The sequence below is a fragment of the Candidatus Sulfurimonas marisnigri genome, from assembly GCF_015265475.1.
In the GTDB taxonomy this organism is placed as follows: Bacteria; Campylobacterota; Campylobacteria; order Campylobacterales; family Sulfurimonadaceae; genus Sulfurimonas; species Sulfurimonas marisnigri.
On sequence record NZ_CP054493.1, the window covers coordinates 922,400 to 944,974 of the forward strand.

Consider the following 22,575-nt stretch of genomic DNA (forward strand, 5'->3'; position numbering starts at 1 on the left):
ACTCTCTACGGGCTGGGAAAAATTAGGCATTTAAGACCTTAGAACACCTCTTACATGTAGACTCTTCATCAGCTGACTGATATTTCCAACATCTTGGACATTTATGCTCAATTGCTTTAGATATAACAAAAGTATCGTCATCTATTTTAAAAGTTCCAAGTCTCTCTTGTTCTGTATTGTCTTCATCTATGCCAGATACAACAAACCAATCTTCAGCTTCAGTCTTATCCATTTTCAGAGCTACTTGTGAGTCAGTTGAAATAACTAACTCTAAAGTGTTTTTGATTATTTTTTCTTTTTTAAGTGCATCAACAATTGTTCCAAAGCCTTCTCTGGCTTTAGTCATATACTCTGCATTAAAGCTTGATTCGCCAGTTTGAATCTCTTCATAAACAAAATCAAAGATATCTACAGCATCACCTTTAATAATTGACGGAGCATTATCAATAATCTCATCTGCTGTATATGTCAATATTGGAGCTATTAAAACTAAGAGAGATTTTGTAATAATGGCCATTGCACTTTGACTAGAGTTTCTTTTAGCATCTTTCAATCCGTCACAGTAAAGAGAATCTTTTGTTATATCTATATAAATTCCACTTAATTCATTTACAATGAAGTTATTTAAAAGACTCATACCGTGAACAAAGTTATACTCGCTAAATGATTTATGAACAGTATTAAATACATTTTTAGCGTGAGTTAAAACCCATTTGTCTAACTCTCCCATCTCTGAGTATGGAGTCAGAGTTTCTAAGTCGTTAATATTTGCCAACATTATTCTAAAAGTATTTCTAAGTTTTCTATAGTTTTCAGAAGTCTGTTTTAAGATCCCTTGAGAGATTTTCAAATCACTTTGATAGTCGCTTGAAGCTACCCAAAGGCGAAGTATCTCACTTCCATACTCTTTTAAAATCTTATCAGGGGCAATAACGTTACCCTTAGATTTAGACATCTTTTCACCTTTTTCATCTACTGTGAAACCGTGAGTAAGAACTGCTTTATAAGGTGCTTTGTGCTCAACAGCACAACTTAAAAACATTGATGATTGGAACCAGCCACGATGTTGGTCTGAACCTTCAACATATAAATCTGCCTGATATTCGCCAGCATCATAATTACGAGATTTTAAAACTGAGTTCCAAGTTGAACCACTGTCAAACCAAACATCTAAAATATCAGTCACTTTTTCAAGCTCATCCGCTTTGTATCCTGAACCTGGATAAAGAAGCTGCTCTATCGGCATTGAGTACCAAGCATCACTCCCTTGCATCTCGAAAATCATTGCAGTAAAGTTTAAAACCTTCTCATCAAGTAAAACCTCACCAGTTGCTTTCACTCTAAAAAATGCGATTGGAACTCCCCAGTCTCTTTGACGTGAGATACACCAGTCAGGACGGTTTTCAACCATTGATTTTAGTCTGTTTTTTCCGCTTTGTGGGTAGAAAAGAGTTTTTTCCACTTCACTAAGAGCGATGTTTCTAAGAGTGTTGTATTCACCATCTGGCTTTTCATCAACAGAGATAAACCACTGTTTAGTTGCACGGAAGATTAACGGAGTGTGACTTCTCCAGCAGTGTGGGTATGAGTGCATAAATTTAGATACATGTAGAACACTCTCTCCCATAAGTTCAAGTATTGCTTCATTACATTTAAAAATATGTTTTCCAACGAACTCCTCAGCATTAGGAATTAATCCATCACGAACAACTGTATTGTCATAACAGCCAGTTTCATCAACAGGCATAACAACTTCTAAGTCGTAAATAAGTCCAACACGGTAGTCATCTTCTCCATGACCTGGCGCTGTGTGAACACAACCAGTTCCATTTTCAACTAAAACATGCTCTCCTAAAATTATACGAGAGTTTCTTCCGTTTAGCGGGTTTATAGCAAGTAGGTTTTCAAACTCAACAGCTTTAAAAGTTTTAACAACCTGTCCACTCAAAACAGCAGTTTCATTTAGTAGGTTTAGTAGTTTTTTAGCAACTATATAGCCAGTATCAGTTAAAACATACTCTTCATGTGGATTTAAAGAGATAGCTGTGTTCGCCGGAATAGTCCAAGGTGTTGTTGTCCAAATAACCGGAGCAGCTTTTCCTTCTATACCAAGCTTTACTTTTGCCTCGTAGCTAAGCTCAAAAGCAACAAACATTGAGTAGTCTTCTTTATCTTCATACTCAACTTCTGCTTCTGCAAGAGCCGTTCTTTCAGCCCAAGACCAAAAAACAGGTTTGCTACGTTCAATTAAAAGACCTTTTTTAGCAACACTACAAAGTGTTCTGTATATATTTGCTTCAAATTTATAGTCCATAGTTACGTATGGATTTTCCCAGTCAGACAAGATTCCAAGTTGCTTGAACTCTTCTTTTTGAATATCAACGAATTTAGCAGCGTGCTCACGACAAAGCTCTCTAACTTTTGCAGTCTCTAAAAGCTCTTTTTTCTGTTTTCCACCAAGCTTTTTCTCAACTTGTTGCTCTATTGGAAGACCATGGCAATCCCAACCCGGAGTAAAGCGAACAGATTTGCCATTGAAGTAGTTGTGTTTGATTATGATGTCTTTTAGAATCTTATTTAAAGCATGACCAATATGTATATTTCCATTTGCATATGGAGGTCCATCATGAAGAGTAAAGCTTGGAGCACCTTTACGCTTGCTCTTCATTTTCTCATATATCTTATTCTCATCCCAAGCAGCATATCTTTTTGGTTCATTGTTTATTAAATTGCCTCTCATGGCAAAGTCTGTAGTAGGTAAAAGTAGTGTGTCTTTGTAGTCCATCTGTACCTCAAAAGTGTATTAAAATTTTTGCATTGTATCTTTTATGTCTTTAAATACCACTTTAAATAGTAAAAACAGTGCTATAATAAGCAAACACAATCTGCTGAAGAGGGCTTTATACAATATGAAACTACATCTTATATTCATTGGAAATAAATTTATATATAACACTCCATTAAAGGAGTATGTAATAAGAAAAATTGAACAAAAAACAGATTTTATTGATTCTATAACATTCTTCAGGGAGAGTGATAACTCTCTTTTTTTATATTTAGAGGAGGAACTTAACTCATTAAATCAATTAATTGTAGTAACAACAAAACAGCATTTCTCAACTATAGGGAAGGTTATATGTACAGCAACTAGTGATAATCAGATTTTAAAAGATAATATGCTTATACCGTCTAAGTGTTCAGTTTTTGAGGATGGAAGTTATCTCTTAGAGTACAATAACTCTCAAATAAATGTTCTACATGTAGACGAGATGCAAAAACTTCCAGAAATACTACTGCACTTTCATGATTCTAAAGCTACATTGCATCTTTTTGAAGAGGATAAAGAGAGTGCTATTGCAGTACTTAGTCCAATTGCACAAACATACGACGTACATATTGATATAGTAAATATAATTGATGGATGGCTTCGAATAGATGTTAGAAGTAAAAAATATGGAGATATATCTAAGTTTATAAATTCAGCAAAGCAACTGTTGCCAAAAAAACTTATATCAGCATCTTGTGTTGTAGGGTATATAATCAATAAATTATCTACAAATCAAAAGAAACTAAGTTTTGCTGAGAGTTGTACAGGAGGTCTTTTAGCTTACTACTTTACAAAGCATAATGGAGCATCTAAAATGCTCGATGGCTCATTAGTTACTTATTCAAATGCACTAAAAGAAAACTGGCTTGGGGTTGAGAACAGTACACTTGTTAAGAGTGGTGCTGTAAGTAAAGAAGTTGTCTTAGAAATGAGTGAGGGTGCTATGAATGTCAGTAGTTCTGATTATTCAATATCTATAAGTGGTATTGCTGGTGAGGGCGGAGGAACTGAGGATAAACCAGTAGGTACAATATATATAGGTGTACGAAGCAAAACTCAGCACATAGAAGAGCATCTAAATTTAAGCGGAGATAGAAACTATATTCAGCATCAGAGCGTACTTTTTGCCATTAAAATGTTGCTATTGGTAGATAAAGATATGTTTTTTTAAATTTAGCTCTTTATGTCTTGACAATTGAAATCTATTTGTCTATAATTTCGACCTCTTAACAAATAGAGGAAAACGTCTTGTTAGCTCAGCTGGTAGAGCACGTCACTTTTAATGATGTGGCCGATGGTTCGAATCCATCACAGGACACCATTTTAAACTAAAAAATAATTATGCGGTGGTAGTTCAGTTGGTTAGAATACCTGCCTGTCACGCAGGGGGTCGCGAGTTCGAGTCTCGTCCACCGCGCCATTAGTTTTTTGTTTAATATGGGCGCTTAGCTCAGTTGGTAGAGCGCTACCCTTACAAGGTAGATGTCACTGGTTCGAGTCCAGTAGTGCCCACCATAGTGTAAACCTTATTGTTTATGAAAGTGACCCTTTCGTCTAGTGGCCAAGGACACTATCACTTCATGGTAGGAACAGAGGTTCAAATCCTTTAGGGGTCGCCACAAAATTGGTGTAGTAAAAGTCATAAATGGGCGCTTAGCTCAGTTGGTAGAGCGCTACCCTTACAAGGTAGATGTCACTGGTTCGAGTCCAGTAGTGCCCACCATTTAGTGACAAGTTTTATTTTTAGTAAAACATTTTTTTAATTATAGGTGCGGTGGTAGTTCAGTTGGTTAGAATACCTGCCTGTCACGCAGGGGGTCGCGAGTTCGAGTCTCGTCCACCGCGCCACTTTTCACTTCAACTTAACAATAATTATTTATATTTTTTAACTAGTTTATGTGCCAAAATTTTGGTATCTTCTTTTACAATATGATTTACCAGAATTTCTTTAGCAATAACATTCATCTTTGTTTTTATAGTCTCTATGTCTGCAGGAGTATTCATAACTGATGCAAGACTTTCAACTAGATTTTGATGCAATAATATATGCTCTTTTATGTCAGGATATCCAATTGACAACATATACTTCTCTTCATCATCAAAATGTGTTCTCATGTAATCACTAAACTCATATAGTATTTTTTTAATCTCTTCTGTCTTATCTGAAGTGTTTTCTATAGCAAACAAACGATTTACTATTTCAAACAGTTTTTTATGCTGAGTGTCAATACTTTCTATTCCTACACTGTATACATTGTTCCATTTTAGTTCATCATTTATTTGCATATAAATCCTTTGTATTTATTATAATATATAAAAAATTAAATATAAATATATAATAGGTACTATAAAAAACTTTTAGTTCCTCTTGCATCATACATATCTTTATATCTAAAGGTTATGAGATTTTGCATAATAGCAAAAAGAATTATAAAGTTTAAAAAACTGCTTCCCCCATAGCTGAACATTGGCAGTGGTAGTCCAACAACAGGTGCATATCCTATCGTCATTGCGATATTAACACCCATATAAATAAATATCATAAATGATATAGATATAGTTACTACTTTTATATAATAATCAGTGTTAAAGATACTCAAACTCAACAAATGTAAGATAAGCATTACATATATTAGTATAATTCCTAAAGCACCTAAAAAACCACTTCTCTCAACAAGAAAGGCAAAGATAAAGTCACTTGTAGCGATAGGTAAAAATCTCATTTGTGTTTGTGTGGCTTCATCTTTTGATTTGCCTGTTAATCCACCTGAACCAATGGCAATTATTGATTGTCTCACATGATAAGAGGGTTTTTCACTTAAAAAGTCTTTTATTCTAAGTTTTTGATAGTCATGTAGTAAATATTGATACACAAGTGGTGAAGAGAGTAGTATAGTTCCTATGATCACGGCCCATATTTTCCAATATACACCTATAAAAAAAAGAACTCCATAGCCAATTAGAAGAAGAACTAAAGCGGTACCTAGGTCAGGCTCTTTTACTATAAGTATAAAAGGCAAAAGTATATAAAAGCTAATTTTCAAAAAATCTTTTATTCTATAACCTTGTGTTGGAGGAGGATTTCTATATATAAGATATGCAAGCATTAATATAAGAGCTGGTTTGACAAATTCAGAGGGCTGTATGGTTGCATTTATAAATGGTATCTCAATCCATCTTTGTGCACCAAGTCTGGCATGACCAAAAAATTCAACTGCCAATAGCAGACCGATATTTATCCAGTATATTAGAGGGATAAGCCAACTCATTCTGCGAATGGGGAGCAAAAATACACCAATAAACGCTAAAAAAGCTACACCAATATAGGCTGTTTGCTTCTGGGCAAGAGCAGGAACTACCTCGCCTATCAGCCAGTTTGAAGTTATGATTAGTGGAATAATTAAGATAATAGAAAAAAAATCAAATTGTGCTAAAATACGTTTATCAATTCTCCACAAGTTGTAACTCCAAAATAAATTATGAAATTGTATCACAAAACTAGTAGTAGCGGTCTTGTATATAAATAAGTTTCTTTAAAAAAGGTCTAGAAAATGGGTGAAGTAGAAAGTTATGTTTGCGAAGAAGCACAACGCTTAGATATATTTTTGGCGTCTGAAATAGGTCAGAGTCGTTCACAAATAGCACAGTTAATTAAAAAAGAGTGTGTATATGTTGATGATAAAATAGTTGCTCGTGCCGGTGTCAAGCTAAAAGCAAACCAAAATGTAAGAGTTGAGTTTCCATACGTTGATAAAAAACCAGCCTTAGAAATTGATTTTGATGTTGAAATACTTTATGAAGATGATGATGTATTGGTTATTAATAAACCAACTGGTGTTACAGTTCATCCAGCTCCAAGTGTAAAAGAAGCGACCTTGGTTGATTGGCTTAAACATAAAGGAATCAGACTCTCAACAATAAGTGGAGAAGAGCGACACGGTATAGTCCATAGACTAGACAAAGGGACAAGTGGTACTATGGTAGTTGCTAAGAATAATGAAGCTCATGAATTTTTATCAGCGCAACTTCAAGATAAGAGTATGGGAAGATATTATATTGCAGTTATTAACCCACCTCTAAAAGATGATATAACTACTATAGATAAACATATAGCTAGAAGTGTTAGCAATAGGCTTAAAATGGCATGCTCAGACAATAATGGCAAAAATGCTACGACAATGTTTAAAGCTCTGACTCTTTCAAGTGATGAAAAAAATCAACTTGTTGCATGTAAGCTATTTACTGGTAGAACTCATCAAATCCGTGTTCATTTGGAGAGTATAAATCGTCATATAATTGGTGACCATATTTATGCTGTAAGCCCAAAACAAGAGAAATCGGAACGAATTTTGCTTCACGCTTATATAATATACTTTATCCATCCAACGAGCAAGGAAAAACTATCTTTTATTGCACCATTTGATGCAGATATGAGAGAGTATATGGATAAAAAATTCAATCCGGAGCAAATAAATGAAGTTATTGACCCTAGTTACATTCTGCACAGCTTCACTGCTGATTCTTAGTGGTTGTGGCGCTAAACCTACACCAAAAAAAGAGCCGACTGTTGATGCATCACTGCCGTTAGTCAATCTTACTCAAAGCGGAACTATACTTGAGAGTAATGCTATAGCTCTTGAGTGGGGATTAATAGAAGATCAAAGAGTTAAAGGTATTTATATCTACAAGGTGCCGCTGGATGAAAAATTCAATAGCAAAGATGAGTACTATGATACTGTAAATAGCCGTTTTTCTACCCACTATCTTGATTTAAATATTAAACCCAGCTCAAAATATAGGTATTATTTTAAAACTTACAGTGACAATGCAGAATCAACACCAAGTAAATCAACCGTATTGACATCTCTTGATGTTATGGACTCAGTTACATGGCTCTACGCAGGAACGGGCATGCCAAGAAGTGCAAAAATAATCTGGAGACCGCATACAAACCAAAAAGTAAAGGCATATATAATTCAAAGAAGAACTTTGGAAGAAAATGTCTGGACAGATATTGCAACGGTTGATGGAAGACTAAGTGCAGAGTATATAGATGACAAGCTAAAAGATAAGTATACCTATATATATCGTATACGTGCCTATACTTATGATGGTATTACTTCAAAGCCAAGTGAAGAGGTGAAAGTTACAACAAAGGCACTGCCTCAAGATATAAATAAAATAAGCGCAACAACTGATCTTTCTAGAAGAATTGAAATTCGGTGGGAAAAAAGTGAAGCAGAAGATTTTTTAAAATATAATTTATATAGGGCTTCAAATATAGATGGAAGTTATACATTGTTAGCAATTCTAGTGAACAACTCTTATATTGATACAATTGAAGAAGATGGAAAACAGTACTTTTACAGGGTAAGTGTAGTAGATAAAGACGGTTTAGAGAGTAAAAATGATAAACAGTCTGTAATGGGTATAACGTTGATTAAACCAAAAACACCTTCATTGGTTGAGGCAAAATTAATTGACGGTAAAGTCAAAATATCATGGAGCAAAGAAGACCCTAGGATTAAAAGCTATATTGTTCAAAAGAGGTATAAAAAAAGTTTATTTGATGAATCAATCGCAGATTTCGAAGGTATTAATGGTGTAGAGTTTATAGACTCAGAGATAGAGTCAGATAAAATTTATTACTATAAAGTGTTTGGTGTAGATATCAATGGCCTTAAATCTGAACCTAGTATTGAAGTTGAACTTAAAGTTGGAGATGTATTAGTTAAAGATGCATTTAAACAATCTCCTAAGACATTGGAAAAAGAGCAAGTAAACTCTAAAAAAGACTTAATTACACCATTACAAGATTTTAACTAAAAGAACGAGAATAATGCCACATTTACATATATCAGAATTTAAAGAGATAGAGTTTCCATTAAGCGAAGATGGAGTTTCGTTTAATTTTATAGCAGATAATATAAATCATGATGAAGAGAAACTTATCTCTGTAACTCTTGATGGTGATGACTTTTTCTTACTTGTAAAAGAAGAAGATAATAGAAGTCTGTTGAAGTCTGATAAATTAACAAGACCCGCTTCAATTTTTAACGTACACAAAGCACTTCTGGCCTACGCTAAACTTGCAAAACTAGATATTATAAGCTCCAATGTACCAGAGCAACAAAAGAATATTCATCTTGAAGAGATTAGTTCTTTAAAAAAAGTAGAATATTTCGCTTCAAATTTTAAACCTGACAAAGAGGTTAGAATAGAAGTTGGCTTTGGTTCAGGAAGGCATGTCTTACATCAAGCTGCTCAGAATCCAGATATTTTATTTATTGGTATAGAGATACATAGACCATCTATAGAACAGGTACTAAAGCAAATAACAATTCAGAATTTAGATAACTTACTGGTACTTGATTATGATGCCAGACTTTTTATGGAATTGATTCCATCAAATATTGTAGGAAAGGTTTATGTTCATTTTCCAGTACCATGGGATAAAAAACCTCATAGAAGAGTTATTTCTACCTCTTTTATTAAAGAAGCAAATAGAGTATTAAAAGTTGGTGGGCAGCTTGAACTTAGAACAGATAGTGAAAACTATTATGCTTACTCTTATGAGACATTTATTGCCTTTAATAAAACAATACTTCACATAAATAAAAACAAAGATATTGCAATAAGTAGCAAGTATGAAGATAGATGGAAAAAGATGGAAAAAAACATTTATGATATTACTATGATAAATGAAGAAGAATCTCCAGATTTATCGATAGAAGGTGATTTTAGTTTTTCACATGTAGAACTATCATCACAAGAGATTGAATTACTGCATAAGCAAGTTAAAAAGTTTGATGGAGGTTTTATACATTTTGAAAGAGTTTATAAGATTAAAGATGGAGTTATGCTTCGTTTATCTATGGGTAGCTTTGATAGGCCAGAACATTTATATCTTATTATAAACAAAGGAGTTGCAGAGTATTTTCCATCGCTTCCTCTAAAATCATATACTAACCTCTCAGCACATAGATTTTTAGAAAAGATGCTTCATGGATAAAGTGATAATTGCAAAAAATTTATCACTATCATACTCGAGTAGTGAAACTATTATTAATCAAGTTGACTTTTCTATTAGCTCTGGCAGTTTTGTTTTTATTACAGGTGCTAGTGGCAGTGGAAAATCTACACTTTTGAAGTCCTTATACGGCGCTCTCAAACCAAAGCAAGGTAGCCTTATAGTTGGAGGAGTTGAGTTAAAGGGTGTGTCTAAATCTAAACTAAATTTTTTAAGACGACATATAGGAATAGTATTTCAGGATTACAAACTTGTTAAAGAGTGGAGTATAGAGAAAAATATTATGCTTCCACTCATTATAAACGGATATGTAAAGAGTATTGCTCAAAATCAAGTTGAAAATTTATTAAAACATGTGAGACTAAATCATCAAGCTGGAAAATGCCCATTAGAACTTAGTGGTGGCGAACAGCAGAGAGTTGCAATGGCTAGAGCACTTGCACACAATCCAATACTAATTCTTGCAGATGAACCTACTGGTAATCTTGATGATTACTCATCTCAGTTAATCTGGAATCTTCTTGAAGGTGCTAATGAGCAGCTAAATACAACAGTTATAGTTGTTACACACAAAATACCTCACTCTTTAAAAGTTGATTATAAACATTTTAACATTGAATATGGGAGTATTCGTGAAGTCAATTAGAAATCACCTCTCGCTTGTATTAGCGCTTTTAAGCATAATTTTTTCAATTCAGATTTTCTTTATTGCAGAGCGTTCAATAGACGCATATAAAATAAATTTATCTACAAGTTACTCAGTTATAGTCGTTAGTAAAATTAAATTAACAAATAGTAGTATTTTAGATATTAATAAAATAATATCAAGTGCAGAAGAGTTGTCCGCAGATGCTGTAATCGCAAGATTGAACACTAATATGAAAACAAAATACATAGAACTGTTAAAACTCTCCTTACCAAAATTTTATAAGTTAAGACTTGCTTATTATCCAAGTCCAAAAGAGATACATAGGTTAAGAGAAGATTTGTTAAGAAATAAATCGATTACTAAAGTTGAAGATTTTTCTCATACACATGACACAACTTATAAACTTTTGCTTTTATTTAAGAATGTTGTTTTTGTTTTTGCTCTTGTGGTCTTTGTTGTTACTGTTCTTCTTATATTCAAAGAGCTTAAAATTTGGCAGTATAAACATAATGAGCGTATGAGTATTATGAGTCTCTTCGGTGCAGCTGTGTGGCTTCGTTCAGCAGTTTTATTTAGGCTTGCTATAGTCGATGCAATAATAGCAAGTATTTTAGTATTTGGAATCTTTACTTATATATCTTCCTCAGCTTGGATTATTGAACAGTTTAATAATATAGGTATTAATATAGTGATTTTTAATCCATTAGAAGATTTTTTCATACTTTTGGCGGTTGCTATGTCTATATCAATTTTTTTAGCATCTTTTATAGTTCTTGGGCATAAAGAAGAGGTATGAATCATCTACTAATAATTAGTGTAATATTTTTTGTTTTAAATGCCAATAGCAATATTGATAGTAAAATAAAAAAAACAAGTTCAAAGTTAAATACATACTCGAAAAACTATAAAAATATTAATCAAAAGATGGCTCAAAATGCAAAAGAAATTTTAGAACAAAAACTAGAAATCTCTATGCAGGAAAAACATTTAAAAAATTTAAAAAATGAACTCTCCCAAAAAGAAATTAGTTATAAAGTTAATACCACGGAGTTAACTAATCTAAAAAAATCAGAAAATAGTTTAAAAGAGGACTCAGAGAAACTAGAACAAGAACTTGTTTTTACTATTGCGCAAAGTGTCTCTTTATCTGTTATTTTAGAAGAGGAATATACGACAAGTGAAGAGTCACTTATAGAATTTGAAGTTCTTAGAGCAATGCTTAAAAATGCTAAAATGAAAATAACAGAACTAAATGATAAATTTTATATAAACTCTAAAAATATAGAAGATGTAAATGCTCAAGTAAGTACTCTAGAGGTAGAAATAGCAATAATTGATGGAAAAAGAAAAGAGATGCTAAATATCCAAGAAAAAAATAAAAAAGATCTTAAAAATTTAAAAGTAGCAAAATCTTCATATAAAAAAGAGTTACAAAAAGTCTTAAAAAAACAAGATTCACTTAAAACAACTTTAGCTAGATTAAACATAATAAAAATAGATGAGATAAAAAAAGCAAAACAAGAAGCTGAAAGAGCTAGGGCATTTAACTCAAATAATATTATATTAGATAAAAATTTACCAAAAGTAAAAAAACATGGTAGCAGTTATCAAGCTATAAAAACAAAAAAATATAGGGGTCTAAAAACAATTTCACCTTTTAGTCCATATGAAATTACTAAAAAATATGGAACATATACAGACCCAATATATGGAATAAAAGTATTTAATGAATCAATATCATTAAAACCAAATAAAAAGAACACAAAAGTTAAAACTGTATTTAATGGTAAAATTATTTATGCTGATAAAACGGCCGTGCTAGATAATATAGTAATTGTAGAGCATAAATATGGGCTTCACACCATATATGCAAATCTCTCTCAAATTTCACCCAATATTAAAAAAGGTAAAAAAATTAAAAAGGGCTATACAATTGGACGTGTTAGTGATGAGCTAATATTTGAGGTTACACAAAAGTCATTCCATATAAATCCTGTAAAACTTTTTCAATAAATAAAATAACGTTATAAATTTATTTAGTTACTGTAATTGGTATGAAATTGAATATTTTTTTAATGTACTACAATTGAATGCTTGATAAGTCTGGTGATATAAAACAGCGTGAGGTTGTGGAAAAAAAATCTAGTTTTTTTTGGTTGGCAAAAAGTTGAACTTACTGATTACTAGGAGGCTCCAGAAGGCTTTGACTCTGTTGTATACTCTTTGTATTTCCTTTTTATACCTTATGTTGTTGGATGATTGGGTATTAGATTGTAGCGACTGCTTTACTTGTTGGTATTTTAGTGAATTTTTTAAAATATGATGATACTTCTGTTAAGAGAAGGAATTTTTAAACAGCTACTATTTTAAATAAGAAAGTGTATAAAAATATAATTTTTGTTATAATTTCAAAAATTTAAATATAGAGAAAAATATGAACTTTATACAAACTCGTGGACACGATAAAAACAGACCTCAATATGTTACATTTTCACAAGCCATTTTAAGCCCTATTGCCTCTTTTGGTGGTCTTTATGTGCCAGAGAACTTACCTGAACTCGGGAAAGAATTTTTAAACAAACATCTTAATTCTTCATATAAAGAGTTGGCATCAGATATGTTGAGTCGTTTTGAGATTGATATTGATGAAAGTGTTATAAAAGAAGCGTTAGACTTATATGACAATTTTGATGACGTTAGTAATCCTGTCCCTGTTAAAAAAGTAAAAGAAAATCTTTATATAAGTGAGCTTTATCACGGGCCGACACGCGCCTTTAAAGATATGGCACTTCAGCCTTTTGGTGTTGTTTTGTCATCAATAGCGCAAAAAAGAAATGAAAATTATCTTATCTTGGCTGCAACAAGTGGGGACACTGGACCTGCTGCTCTTGAGACATTCAAAAATCGTGCAAATGTTCAGGTTGCATGTCTCTATCCAGATGGTGGAACTAGTGATGTTCAAAGACTTCAGATGGTTACAGAAGATGCTCCAAACTTGAAAGTTATCGGAATAAATGGCGTTTTTGATGATGCACAAAATGCACTGAAAAGACTTCTGGCTTCTGATGATTTTAGAGCAGAATTAAAAACTAAAAATATCTCTCTTTCAGCTGCAAACTCTGTAAACTTTGGAAGAATCATTTTTCAAATTATTTATCATATTCATAGTTATTTGGAGTTAGTTCGTCAAGGTGCTACTGTTATGGGTGAAAAAGTTTATTTAAATGTTCCAAGTGGAAATTTTGGTAATGCCCTTGGTGGATATTATGCTTGGAAGATGGGAGTTCCTGTTGAGAAGATTATTATATCTTCTAACGAGAATAACGTTTTAACTAAACTTATTAAAACTGGAAAATATGATTTGAGAGATTTACATGTAGTAGGTACAACTTCACCTGCCATGGATATTTTAAAATCATCAAATGTTGAAAGAATCTTGTACGATATGTTCGGGCTTGAGAGAACAAGAGAGCTTATGGAAGATTTAGAAACTAAAAACTTTTATGAATTGACACAAGATGAACTTGTAAGGCTTCAAAACAGTTTCGATGCTGACTTTTGTAATGGAGAAGAGGGTAAGAAGTATATTAAAGATACATTTTATAATGATGGTTATCTTATGGATCCACATACGGCTACATGTATGAAATCTTATGAAACTTGCTCAAGTCCTGAAATAAAAACTATAGCGTATTCAACAGCAGAGTGGACAAAATTTTCACCAGTAATTGCTAATGCTTTAACTGGTGAATTAGATGCCCATGATATTGAAGCGCTAGAGTCTATTTCTAAAGTTGCAAAGCTAGATATACCAGATATGGTTAAAGGTCTTTTTGACAAAGAGGTAGTACAAAATACTATTATAGAAAAAGAAGATATTGAAAAAGAGATATTAAAGTTTTTATAATTTATATGTAGCAGTTATTTCTCTACATGTAAAAGTTGTTTTATAGCTCGGTGGCTTTTTTATAGGCTTTCTCAACAGCATTTATACATGCAGCTCTTACATTTCCGTCTTCTAGTGCACCGTAGCCAGCTGCAGTAGTTCCACCTGGGCTCATAACGCCGTCTTTTAGTAGTGCAGGGTGGATAACTTGTATAAGCTCACCAAAACCACCAAATAAGCCTTACATAATATTCATAGCATCATCCCTTCTGGGACCTTGTTTTACAGCACCGTCAGTGAGTGCTTCGGCAATAAGTGCTAGGTAAGTAGGACCACTTCCAGCTAATGCTGTGGCAATATCCAGCTCTTTATCGCTTGATAACCATATTGTTGAACCAATTGCTCCAAGAGCTCATGTGCTTCTTCTTTAAACTCTAAATCTCCAGTGAGGGTTGTCATAGATCTGTTTACACTTACGCACAAGTTTGGCATAGTTCTAACTACAGCCATTGGTTTAGATTTGTTCTTAGTTTTTCAACTGTAGTTCCCAGCAAGAACAGTGTAGACTACTCTTGCACGACCTTGTAGTTTTTTAGATACCTCTTCAACATTCGCAGGCTTTACACAAAACATTGCTGTTTTGCCTTCTGCACTTCAGTTATCCATAAGTTTCTTTGTAATTTCAACACCTAACTCATCTTCAAATTTATTTAGTTTTTCTAAGTTTCTACCAATAACTTCAATCTTATAGTTCTCTTTTAGACCCTTGGCAATACTAAGTGCCATATTCCCATTTCCAATAAAAGTGATAGTTTTCATATTATTCCTTAATTTTATTACATGTAATGAAGGAAGCCTCCATTTTATGAGTTCGATAAAGGAACAAGTCCCTTCATCTTCGCTTGCGCCGTTAAGGCGACTAAAGTTGCAAATTTTGTGCTAGTAAAGCATCTTGGTAATAATTATTATATAAAAGAAGTTAAATGAATATATCTAATGATAATCCGTACATGTTAAAACCATTTATTTAGAATCTCGCTATCAAAAGCTGGTAGATTTAAGGAAGAAATAAATAAAGTATTTAAATATTCTAATAATTTTTCTTATTGGATTGAGGCAGAATTCTCAAAAGAGTATGACTATACAAATATAAGAGGACTTAGTAATATTATCCGTATGAAGAAGATAAATTTAGTAGAGATATGGAAGAATTGAGTTAATGCATTACTATATTGAACAAAGTATTTCAGACAGTTATGATCGTTAAGTAAATCTAGGGGTTAAAGAACAGCTATTATTAAAGATAGCGTTAATTAGAATATGCTAAAATATCTAAACAAAGGTAAAATGAAATAAAGATTTTTTTGATTAATGGCTTTGATTTCTTCTCTGCAGAATCATTTCTTTTACATGCTGAGCATAAATTAGACGCGCTATTTGAACTAAAAGATATATATTATAAGGATACATAAAAATGGAAAAATTTTTAGAAGAAGCAAAATCTTCAAGTAGAATCTTATCTACTTTAAGTGGGTCAGAAAAAAATAGAATATTAAAAGATATGGCAAATGCTCTGAGAAGTAATACAATGGACTTACTTGAAGCAAATGCACTTGATATGTCTGATGCTGACAAAAACGATTTAAGCACGGCTCTAAAAGATAGACTACTTTTAGATGAGTCACGCATAGAAGGCATGGCTGTGGCTGTTGAAGAGATAGCAGCACTTAAAGAACCAGTTGGCCGTGTAATTGATGGTTGGGTGACAGAAGATGGTCTTAAAATAGAAAAAACTTCTATACCTATTGGTGTAATAGGAATTATCTATGAATCTCGCCCTAATGTCACAAGTGATACTGCAGCACTGTGCTTTAAAAGCTCTAATGTATGTGTACTAAAGGGAGGTAAAGAGGCTGAGAATTCTAATAAAGCGATTGCAAAAGTACTTCAGGCAGTTTTATCTACAAATAACTTACCTGTGTCTTTGATTTCACTTATACCAGACTCTTCAAGAGAGGGTGTTGCTAAACTTATTAAAATGGATAAGTATGTTGATTTAATTATTCCTCGTGGTGGGGCAGGGCTTATTAAATATGTTTGTGATAATGCAACCGTAAGTGTTGTTAAACACGATAAAGGTCAGTGTCACACATATATAGATAAAGATGCCAAGCTTGATAATGCAATTGCTATTGCAATAAATGCAAAAGTGCAAAGACCTGGTGTTTGCAACGCTATGGAAACGTTATTAGTAGATAGTGCTATAGCAGCGGATGCACTGCCAAAGTTAAAATCAGAATTCGACAGGGCTCACACAGAGTTAAAAGGGTGTATTAAAACTCAAAGTATAATTGAAGTGGCAAATGCTACTGATAAAGATTATGACACTGAGTATTTAGCAAATATTTTAAATATAAAAGTAGTTGATGGAGTTGATGGCGCAATTGAGCATGTAGTGAAGTTTACATCAGGACACTCAGAAGCTATAATCACTGAAAATATAACCGTAGCAGAGAAGTTTTTAAATTCTATAGACGCAGCTGTTGTTTATGTAAATGCTTCAACTCGTTTTACAGATGGCGGAGCATTTGGTTTTGGTGCAGAAGTTGGAATAAGTACAAATAAGCTACATGCAAGAGGTCCTATGGGAATAGAAGGACTCACAACATATAAGTTTAAAATATATGGTAGTGGTCAAATAAGAAAATAACAGTTAAGTTTGTTTATACTCTTCGATTGCAGCACAAACTTCTGCTAGTGCTCTTTTGTATTCTTTTAGATTAGTAACATACTCTAAATCTTCAGGTTTTTCAATGCTATTTTTTAATTTTATAGCTACATTATGTAAATAATCAGCGCCTATATTTGCTGCAACACCTGAAATATCTAGTAACATTTTATTGGCATTTATGGCATCTTGATTGCTGATGTACTCTTGCAGTTGTTTAGAAGAATCTGAGTATTTAGATGTAAAGTCGTTTAATATTTCAATATAAAATTCTTTATCTCCACCACAAACATCCAGTCCAACTTCGATATCAAATTTTGCTGATGTTTGAGTAGAATGTTGAGCTCCATTGTTGCTCTCATCACCTGAGGTGTACATATATAAAACATCGTAAAGATTGTCCATTTTTAGTGGTTTTTCAAGATGCTGTTCCATGCCAACTTTATACATATTATTAATGTCATCTGTCGCAGTATCTCCACTAAGTGCAATGACAGGTATATGGTTGTAGTCAGGATTTTTACGAATAAGTCTAGTGGCTTGAAAACCATCAATATTTGGCATATGTGCATCCATTAAAATTAGTGAAAAATCAGAATCATCCTTTAAAATATCTAAAGCAATTTGTCCATCACTTGCCATTGTTATATCTATACCAGAAGTAGCCAAAAGAGCTGTTATAACTTTTTGATTAATTAAATTATCTTCTGCTACTAGAATTCTAACACCTTTAAAGATTTCAAAATCCACTTTTTTAATTTTATCATGATAAACTACAGCTCTTTTAATTCTCTTTGTATCAGGAACTGTTGGTTCATCTTTGGCAACACTTTCTACTTCTAAAATTTTATTATCTTTTGGAACATCGCCTATTGTAACATCTACTACACTTTCAGTAACATCTTCTTTAATTATTTGTTTAGGTTTTCTAATTAAAAAATATAATATAAGTATAATAACTAAGGCAATAGCAACAACTGTTTCAATTATGTATTCATTTATTATTTCCATAATGAACCTCTTTTTTATTTATGATACTGTAATAAAAATTAAATTTTACAAAGTTAATGTATAATATAAAAAAATATAGGTCTTGTATGCAAATTATTCCACATATTCCAGTTTTATTCTCACAAGTTTTAGAAACATTTAGTGGTGTTGAGGATGGTATTATAATTGATTGTACTATGGGTTATGGTGGACACTCATCTATGATTCTTGAGGCAAATCCACATGTAACGCTTATTGGCATTGACCAGGATCAGACAGCAATAGATTTTTCTACGAAAAGGCTGGAACAATATAAAGATAGAGTAGAGATTAAAAAAGGTCGTTTCTCATCTGTTATAAAAGATATTTTAAAAGAGCATGACATTGAAAATATCAAAGGTATTTTAGCAGATATAGGGGTTTCATCACTTCAGTTAGACCAAAAAGATAGGGGTTTTTCTTACGATAGTGATAAGCTTGATATGAGAATGGACAAAGATTCTCCACTCAGTGCATTAGAGGTTGTAAATGAGTATTCAACAACTGAGCTTGAGAGAATACTATTAGAATATGGAGAGCTAAGAAACTACAAGAAAATAGCATCTTTTATAGTAGACAATAGACCATTTAATTCAGCTAAAGAGTTATCAGATACCTTAAAACCCATGATGCCTCATGGTAAAAAAATTCATCCTGCCACACTTTTAATGCAGGCAATTCGCATAGAAGTAAACGACGAACTTGGTGAGTTGAAATCACTTTTAAAGACAATTGAAGATGCAAAGTTTCCAAATGCAAAAGTTGCAATCATATCTTTTCATTCTCTAGAAGATAGAATTGTAAAACAAACATTTAGTGATTGGAAGAAAAATTGTATCTGTCCTGATGAAGCAATGAGATGTACATGTACAAATGACAACTCGCTTGGAAGAGTAATTACAAAGAAGCCAATTATGGCGAAGAATGATGAATTAAAAGAGAATATTAGAAGCCGTAGTGCTAAGATGAGAGTTTTTAAAATGGTTAAAAACAGTGAGTAAAAAATTAAACTTACTAGATGAAGTAGATTTAGTTTTAAACCCTAAAAAAATGCTAGATACTAGATATCTTGTATATGTTGTCTTATCTATACTGTTTGTTGGTGTCGTTCTTTTTCCAAAAATTTATATTCAACAACAAATATATTTTAAGAGTAGAGATATTTCGAAATTAAAAGGTGAATATGATACTTTAAAAGAGGAAAATAGGCTTATAAGTAGCTCAGTTGAATCAATACGATTTAAAAATCAAATCTTTGATACAATTTTTTAGAAAGATATAATTATGATTAGACGCTTTTTAGAGTTTGCAATTGATAAACCACTTTTAAATCACATACTACTTACATTTATAGTCTTACTATCTATTTTTGCATATGTTAATATTCCAAAAGAGATATTCCCACCTATGAATATGGATAAGGTGACAGTTTCTGGTGGTTATGCGGGAACTTCAGCTGATGTTTTAGACAAAATGGTTGTTAAAACAATAGAAGATGACTTACAAAATATAGATGAACTTGATACTATAAAAACAACCATTAAAAACGGGTCATTCTCAATTCTCGTGGATATAAAACCAGGCTCTGACAATATAAGCGTACTTAATGATGTAAAAGATATTATAAGTAGTGTAAAAAAAGATTTACCTGCAGACATGGCTGAACCAATTGCTAAGGTAAGACTTCACAGTTTTCCCCTTGTTCTTATTGCGTTGGCTGGAGATAAAACAAAAAAAGAGTTACTAGAGAGAGCGGATGAGTTAAAGAGTGAGCTTAGCAGGTTTAAAGACTTAAGTGAAATAAGTATTCGCGGCGATGCAGAAGACGAGTTGGTTATAAAAATAAATGAGCAGAAAATTTTAGCTTTTGGACTGTCACCATCATTGGCAATTGAATCCATAAGAAATATAAGCTCAATTTTCCCTATTGGAACTATCAAAGAGAGAGGGTCTCATCTATATATTTCAACATATAATGGTGAAAAAAATCAAGAGAGTATAGAGAGCACAGTTATTAGTGTTGGGGATTTTCGTGTTCGTATTGGAGACATAGCAGACGTTTCATTTAAGCTAAGTGACGAATCCGAACTCTCTCACTATAATGGTGTTAGAAATGTATCTTTGAATATATCAAAATCAGAAAATGGAAATTCAATAGAGTTAGTGAAGCAGATTAGAGAACTGTTAAAAGAGAGTTCAAAAAAGCATCCAGAACTTCAGTATGAGATATACACAGACACATCTATTTGGATAAAAAATCGTTTGAATACAGTTTTTGCAAATATTCTCTTTGGACTTATGCTTGTATTTATTGCAATGCTCATTTTTATAAATCGTGGAATTGCTATGGTTGTGGCAATTGGAATTCCTGTAAGTTTTATGATAGGCTTAATAGTGACAGAGTTAATGGGTGATAGTTTGAATATGCTATCTCTTCTTGGAGCTCTTATTGCGCTTGGTATGCTTGTTGATGAAGCTATAGTTGTAGCTGAAAATATATATAGACATCTAGAGGAGGGAATGGAGAGGAGAGAAGCTGCTATAGTTGGAGCATTAGAGATGTTTCCAGCTGTTCTTGCAGCGACTTTGACAACTGTATTTGCATTTTTGCCTATGTTGTTGTTAAGCGGAGAGATGGGAATGTTCATAAAAATAATTCCTATAATGATTACTGTACTCCTTCTCTCCTCACTTTTTGAAGCTTTTTATTTTTTACCTCTACATGCACATGACTTTTTAAGAGTTTCACATGATGAGAGTTTTACAAAGAGTATCTGGAAAAAGTTAAGATCCTGGCATAACACAGCTTTACATTTCGTTTTTAAAAAAAAGTGGCTCTCTTTAATAGTTATAGTTGTAACCATATTATCTCTAACCTTTGTACTTATTAAAAATTCAAAATTTCAGTTGTTTCCTGATTTTGATACTACGCAAATATATGTATATGGTAAAGTCAATATAAATAGTGAGTTAGAAGACACAGAAAAAATAATCACTGATTTAGAAAAAAAATTATTGGCAAATATAAAAAGTGATGATGTTTCTTCAATCACTTCTGTTATAGGATTTACTCTTGATGCAAAAAATGTAGCTGAAACAGGAGAACACCTTTTTCATATATTTATAGATTTACATGAGCGTGCACCGACTAATGTTTTTGATACATATATAAGTCCATATTTATCTATTGAATATAGTAAAGATGTTTTAAAAAGGAATAGATCTGCAAAAGAGATAGCAGTTGAAGTAGAGTCAATTGTAAAACCCTTTAGAAATTTGAAAGATAAAGATGGCTCAGTTTATGATGAAGTTGTTGTAAGAGTTCCTGGCGCTGGTGTTGTAGCCTCTGACATAGAAGTGAGTTTAAGTGGAAATAATGAGCAAAAAATAATAGAAGGTGTAAAAAAACTTGAGAGTGCTTTAGCTGAAATCTCAGGGGTAAATAATGTTTCAAATGATGCAAACATTGGTGAAAAAGAGTTAAAACTTCGTGTAAATGAGTATGGCCAGCAGTTGGGTTTCAATGAAGAACTCATATCAAGAGAGTTGAGGACATATTACTTAAAAGGTGAATATGCAAAGATGTTCAACGATAGTGGTCTTGTTCGTGTTAAAATTGAGAGTGGTATAAATGAAAAAATAAGCTCTATAGACACTATTGAGGTTCAAGTGCCGTCATCTAACCAGTATGTGCTATTAAGTGATGTCTGTGACTTTATTATGATACAAGGCTTTGTAGCTCTTAAAAAAGAGGATGGGGTTCGAATTCGTACAGTAGTTGCCTCTTTAGATAAAAAAATTCAAACTTCTGCTGAGGTTATGAAAAAATTAGAGCCAACTTTTGGACAACTAAGAAGTGATGGATATAAAATAGATATAAAAGGTGAAGAAAAAGAGAACAATAAAAATAAAAAAGAGATGATGCGCTCAGCAGTTATTGCGATATTTCTTATTTTTATTACTTTGGTTTGGCTATTTGATTCTATAAAAAAATCACTAATAGTAATAAGCACAATTCCATTAGTATTACTTGGCGTTTATTTTGGACATATGGTAATGGGTATTAACCTTACAATGCCAGGAATGATAGGAATAGTTGGGCTTGCAGGTGTTGTTGTCAACGATGGTCTTATAGTTGTTAACTTTATAAAGCATGCAAGCGATACAGAAGAGTTAATGAAAAAAGCGCAAACAAGACTAAGACCTATACTTCTTACATCTTTAACAACTGTTTTAGGACTATCAACGTTAATATTTTTTGCTTCAGGACAAGCCATGATACTTCAGCCAATGGCGATTTCATTGGGGTTTGGTATAGCTTGTGCAACAGTACTAAATCTAATTTATGTGCCACTGCTTTATGCAGTTGTGTTCAAAATAAAAGATAAAGAGGAAATAAGTAAAATCTAAGCTATTGTTGAATATA

At 32.6% G+C, this 22,575-nt stretch carries 17 protein-coding genes, 6 tRNA genes and 1 pseudogene; 18 read left to right on the forward strand and 6 right to left on the reverse strand.

Annotated elements, in window-relative coordinates; translation table 11 throughout:
• Positions 1 to 22 precede the first annotated feature (22 nt).
• On the reverse strand, positions 23 to 2,785 hold the full coding sequence (ileS, locus tag HUE87_RS04685) for an isoleucine--tRNA ligase (RefSeq protein WP_194367575.1): 2,763 nt from the start codon (positions 2,783 to 2,785) through the stop codon (positions 23 to 25).
• Between the two features lie 124 nt (positions 2,786 to 2,909).
• Here ileS and HUE87_RS04690 point away from each other — a divergent pair, with 124 nt between their 5' ends.
• The 7 genes from HUE87_RS04690 to HUE87_RS04720 all read left to right on the forward strand — a co-directional run bounded on the left by HUE87_RS04690 (position 2,910) and on the right by HUE87_RS04720 (position 4,675).
• A complete protein-coding gene (locus tag HUE87_RS04690) occupies positions 2,910 to 3,998 on the forward strand; it encodes a CinA family protein (RefSeq protein ID WP_194367576.1) in 1,089 nt (362 codons plus the stop codon).
• Between the two features lie 74 nt (positions 3,999 to 4,072).
• Positions 4,073 to 4,148, forward strand: a tRNA-Lys gene (locus tag HUE87_RS04695).
• A gap of 22 nt (positions 4,149 to 4,170) precedes the next feature.
• Positions 4,171 to 4,247 (forward strand) — tRNA-Asp (locus HUE87_RS04700).
• Positions 4,248 to 4,266: 19 nt separating this feature from the next.
• Positions 4,267 to 4,342: transfer RNA gene (locus tag HUE87_RS04705), tRNA-Val, on the forward strand.
• 28 nt (positions 4,343 to 4,370) lie between these two features.
• Positions 4,371 to 4,446: transfer RNA gene (locus HUE87_RS04710), tRNA-Glu, on the forward strand.
• Positions 4,447 to 4,474: 28 nt separating this feature from the next.
• Positions 4,475 to 4,550: transfer RNA gene (locus HUE87_RS04715), tRNA-Val, on the forward strand.
• Positions 4,551 to 4,598: 48 nt separating this feature from the next.
• A tRNA-Asp gene (locus HUE87_RS04720) sits at positions 4,599 to 4,675 on the forward strand.
• Between the two features lie 24 nt (positions 4,676 to 4,699).
• Here the strand turns inward: HUE87_RS04720 and HUE87_RS04725 are convergent.
• Complete coding sequence (locus HUE87_RS04725) at positions 4,700 to 5,113, reverse strand: bacteriohemerythrin (protein WP_194367577.1); 414 nt, start codon at positions 5,111 to 5,113, stop codon at positions 4,700 to 4,702.
• Between the two features lie 59 nt (positions 5,114 to 5,172).
• The gene (locus tag HUE87_RS04730; protein ID WP_194367578.1) at positions 5,173 to 6,285 is read right to left on the reverse strand and encodes an FtsW/RodA/SpoVE family cell cycle protein; all 1,113 of its coding nucleotides are present in this window, start codon (positions 6,283 to 6,285) and stop codon (positions 5,173 to 5,175) included.
• 93 nt (positions 6,286 to 6,378) lie between these two features.
• Here HUE87_RS04730 and HUE87_RS04735 point away from each other — a divergent pair, with 93 nt between their 5' ends.
• From HUE87_RS04735 to thrC, 7 genes are all read left to right on the forward strand, one after another.
• Positions 6,379 to 7,353: an RluA family pseudouridine synthase gene (locus tag HUE87_RS04735; RefSeq protein WP_194367579.1), complete on the forward strand. Its 975-nt coding sequence runs from the start codon at positions 6,379 to 6,381 to the stop codon at positions 7,351 to 7,353.
• Positions 7,301 to 8,653, forward strand: a complete 1,353-nt coding sequence (locus HUE87_RS04740; RefSeq protein ID WP_229855227.1) for a fibronectin type III domain-containing protein — start codon at positions 7,301 to 7,303, stop codon at positions 8,651 to 8,653. The genes HUE87_RS04735 and HUE87_RS04740 overlap by 53 nt, the downstream gene beginning before the upstream one ends.
• Before the next feature lie 13 nt (positions 8,654 to 8,666).
• Positions 8,667 to 9,839: a tRNA (guanosine(46)-N7)-methyltransferase TrmB gene (gene trmB, locus HUE87_RS04745; RefSeq protein ID WP_194367580.1), complete on the forward strand. Its 1,173-nt coding sequence runs from the start codon at positions 8,667 to 8,669 to the stop codon at positions 9,837 to 9,839.
• The gene (locus tag HUE87_RS04750) at positions 9,832 to 10,503 is read left to right on the forward strand and encodes a cell division ATP-binding protein FtsE (protein WP_194367581.1); all 672 of its coding nucleotides are present in this window, start codon (positions 9,832 to 9,834) and stop codon (positions 10,501 to 10,503) included. The genes trmB and HUE87_RS04750 overlap by 8 nt, the downstream gene beginning before the upstream one ends.
• Positions 10,490 to 11,302, forward strand: coding sequence for a cell division protein FtsX (locus tag HUE87_RS04755; RefSeq protein WP_194367582.1), 813 nt, complete (start codon positions 10,490 to 10,492; stop codon positions 11,300 to 11,302). The genes HUE87_RS04750 and HUE87_RS04755 overlap by 14 nt, the downstream gene beginning before the upstream one ends.
• A complete protein-coding gene (locus HUE87_RS04760) occupies positions 11,299 to 12,519 on the forward strand; it encodes a murein hydrolase activator EnvC family protein (RefSeq protein WP_194367583.1) in 1,221 nt (406 codons plus the stop codon). Before HUE87_RS04755 ends, HUE87_RS04760 begins: the two co-directional genes overlap by 4 nt.
• 421 nt (positions 12,520 to 12,940) lie before the next feature.
• Positions 12,941 to 14,413 (forward strand): threonine synthase, encoded by a 1,473-nt coding sequence (gene thrC, locus HUE87_RS04765; RefSeq protein WP_194367584.1) that lies wholly within the window; start codon positions 12,941 to 12,943, stop codon positions 14,411 to 14,413.
• 40 nt (positions 14,414 to 14,453) lie between these two features.
• On the opposite strand, the pseudogene HUE87_RS12880 reads toward thrC, so the two are convergent.
• Positions 14,454 to 14,780 (reverse strand): annotated as a pseudogene (locus tag HUE87_RS12880) (pyrroline-5-carboxylate reductase dimerization domain-containing protein).
• A gap of 266 nt (positions 14,781 to 15,046) precedes the next feature.
• Entirely contained in the window at positions 15,047 to 15,211 is a 165-nt protein-coding gene (locus HUE87_RS12885) for an NAD(P)-binding domain-containing protein (RefSeq protein WP_347401022.1), read from the reverse strand.
• Between the two features lie 655 nt (positions 15,212 to 15,866).
• Here HUE87_RS12885 and HUE87_RS04775 point away from each other — a divergent pair.
• Positions 15,867 to 17,102 (forward strand): glutamate-5-semialdehyde dehydrogenase, encoded by a 1,236-nt coding sequence (locus HUE87_RS04775; protein WP_194367585.1) that lies wholly within the window; start codon positions 15,867 to 15,869, stop codon positions 17,100 to 17,102.
• Between the two features lie 3 nt (positions 17,103 to 17,105).
• Here HUE87_RS04775 and HUE87_RS04780 read toward each other — a convergent pair whose 3' ends face one another.
• On the reverse strand, positions 17,106 to 18,131 hold the full coding sequence (locus HUE87_RS04780; protein WP_194367586.1) for a response regulator: 1,026 nt from the start codon (positions 18,129 to 18,131) through the stop codon (positions 17,106 to 17,108).
• A gap of 86 nt (positions 18,132 to 18,217) precedes the next feature.
• Here HUE87_RS04780 and rsmH point away from each other — a divergent pair, with 86 nt between their 5' ends.
• Genes rsmH through HUE87_RS04795 form a run of 3 tightly spaced genes read left to right on the forward strand, consistent with a single transcriptional unit; the run spans position 18,218 to position 22,559 of the window.
• Positions 18,218 to 19,150 (forward strand): 16S rRNA (cytosine(1402)-N(4))-methyltransferase RsmH, encoded by a 933-nt coding sequence (gene rsmH, locus HUE87_RS04785; RefSeq protein ID WP_194367587.1) that lies wholly within the window; start codon positions 18,218 to 18,220, stop codon positions 19,148 to 19,150.
• Positions 19,143 to 19,421 (forward strand): hypothetical protein, encoded by a 279-nt coding sequence (locus tag HUE87_RS04790; RefSeq protein WP_194367588.1) that lies wholly within the window; start codon positions 19,143 to 19,145, stop codon positions 19,419 to 19,421. The genes rsmH and HUE87_RS04790 overlap by 8 nt, the downstream gene beginning before the upstream one ends.
• Before the next feature lie 12 nt (positions 19,422 to 19,433).
• Complete coding sequence (locus tag HUE87_RS04795) at positions 19,434 to 22,559, forward strand: efflux RND transporter permease subunit (protein ID WP_194367589.1); 3,126 nt, start codon at positions 19,434 to 19,436, stop codon at positions 22,557 to 22,559.
• Positions 22,560 to 22,575 lie beyond the last annotated feature (16 nt).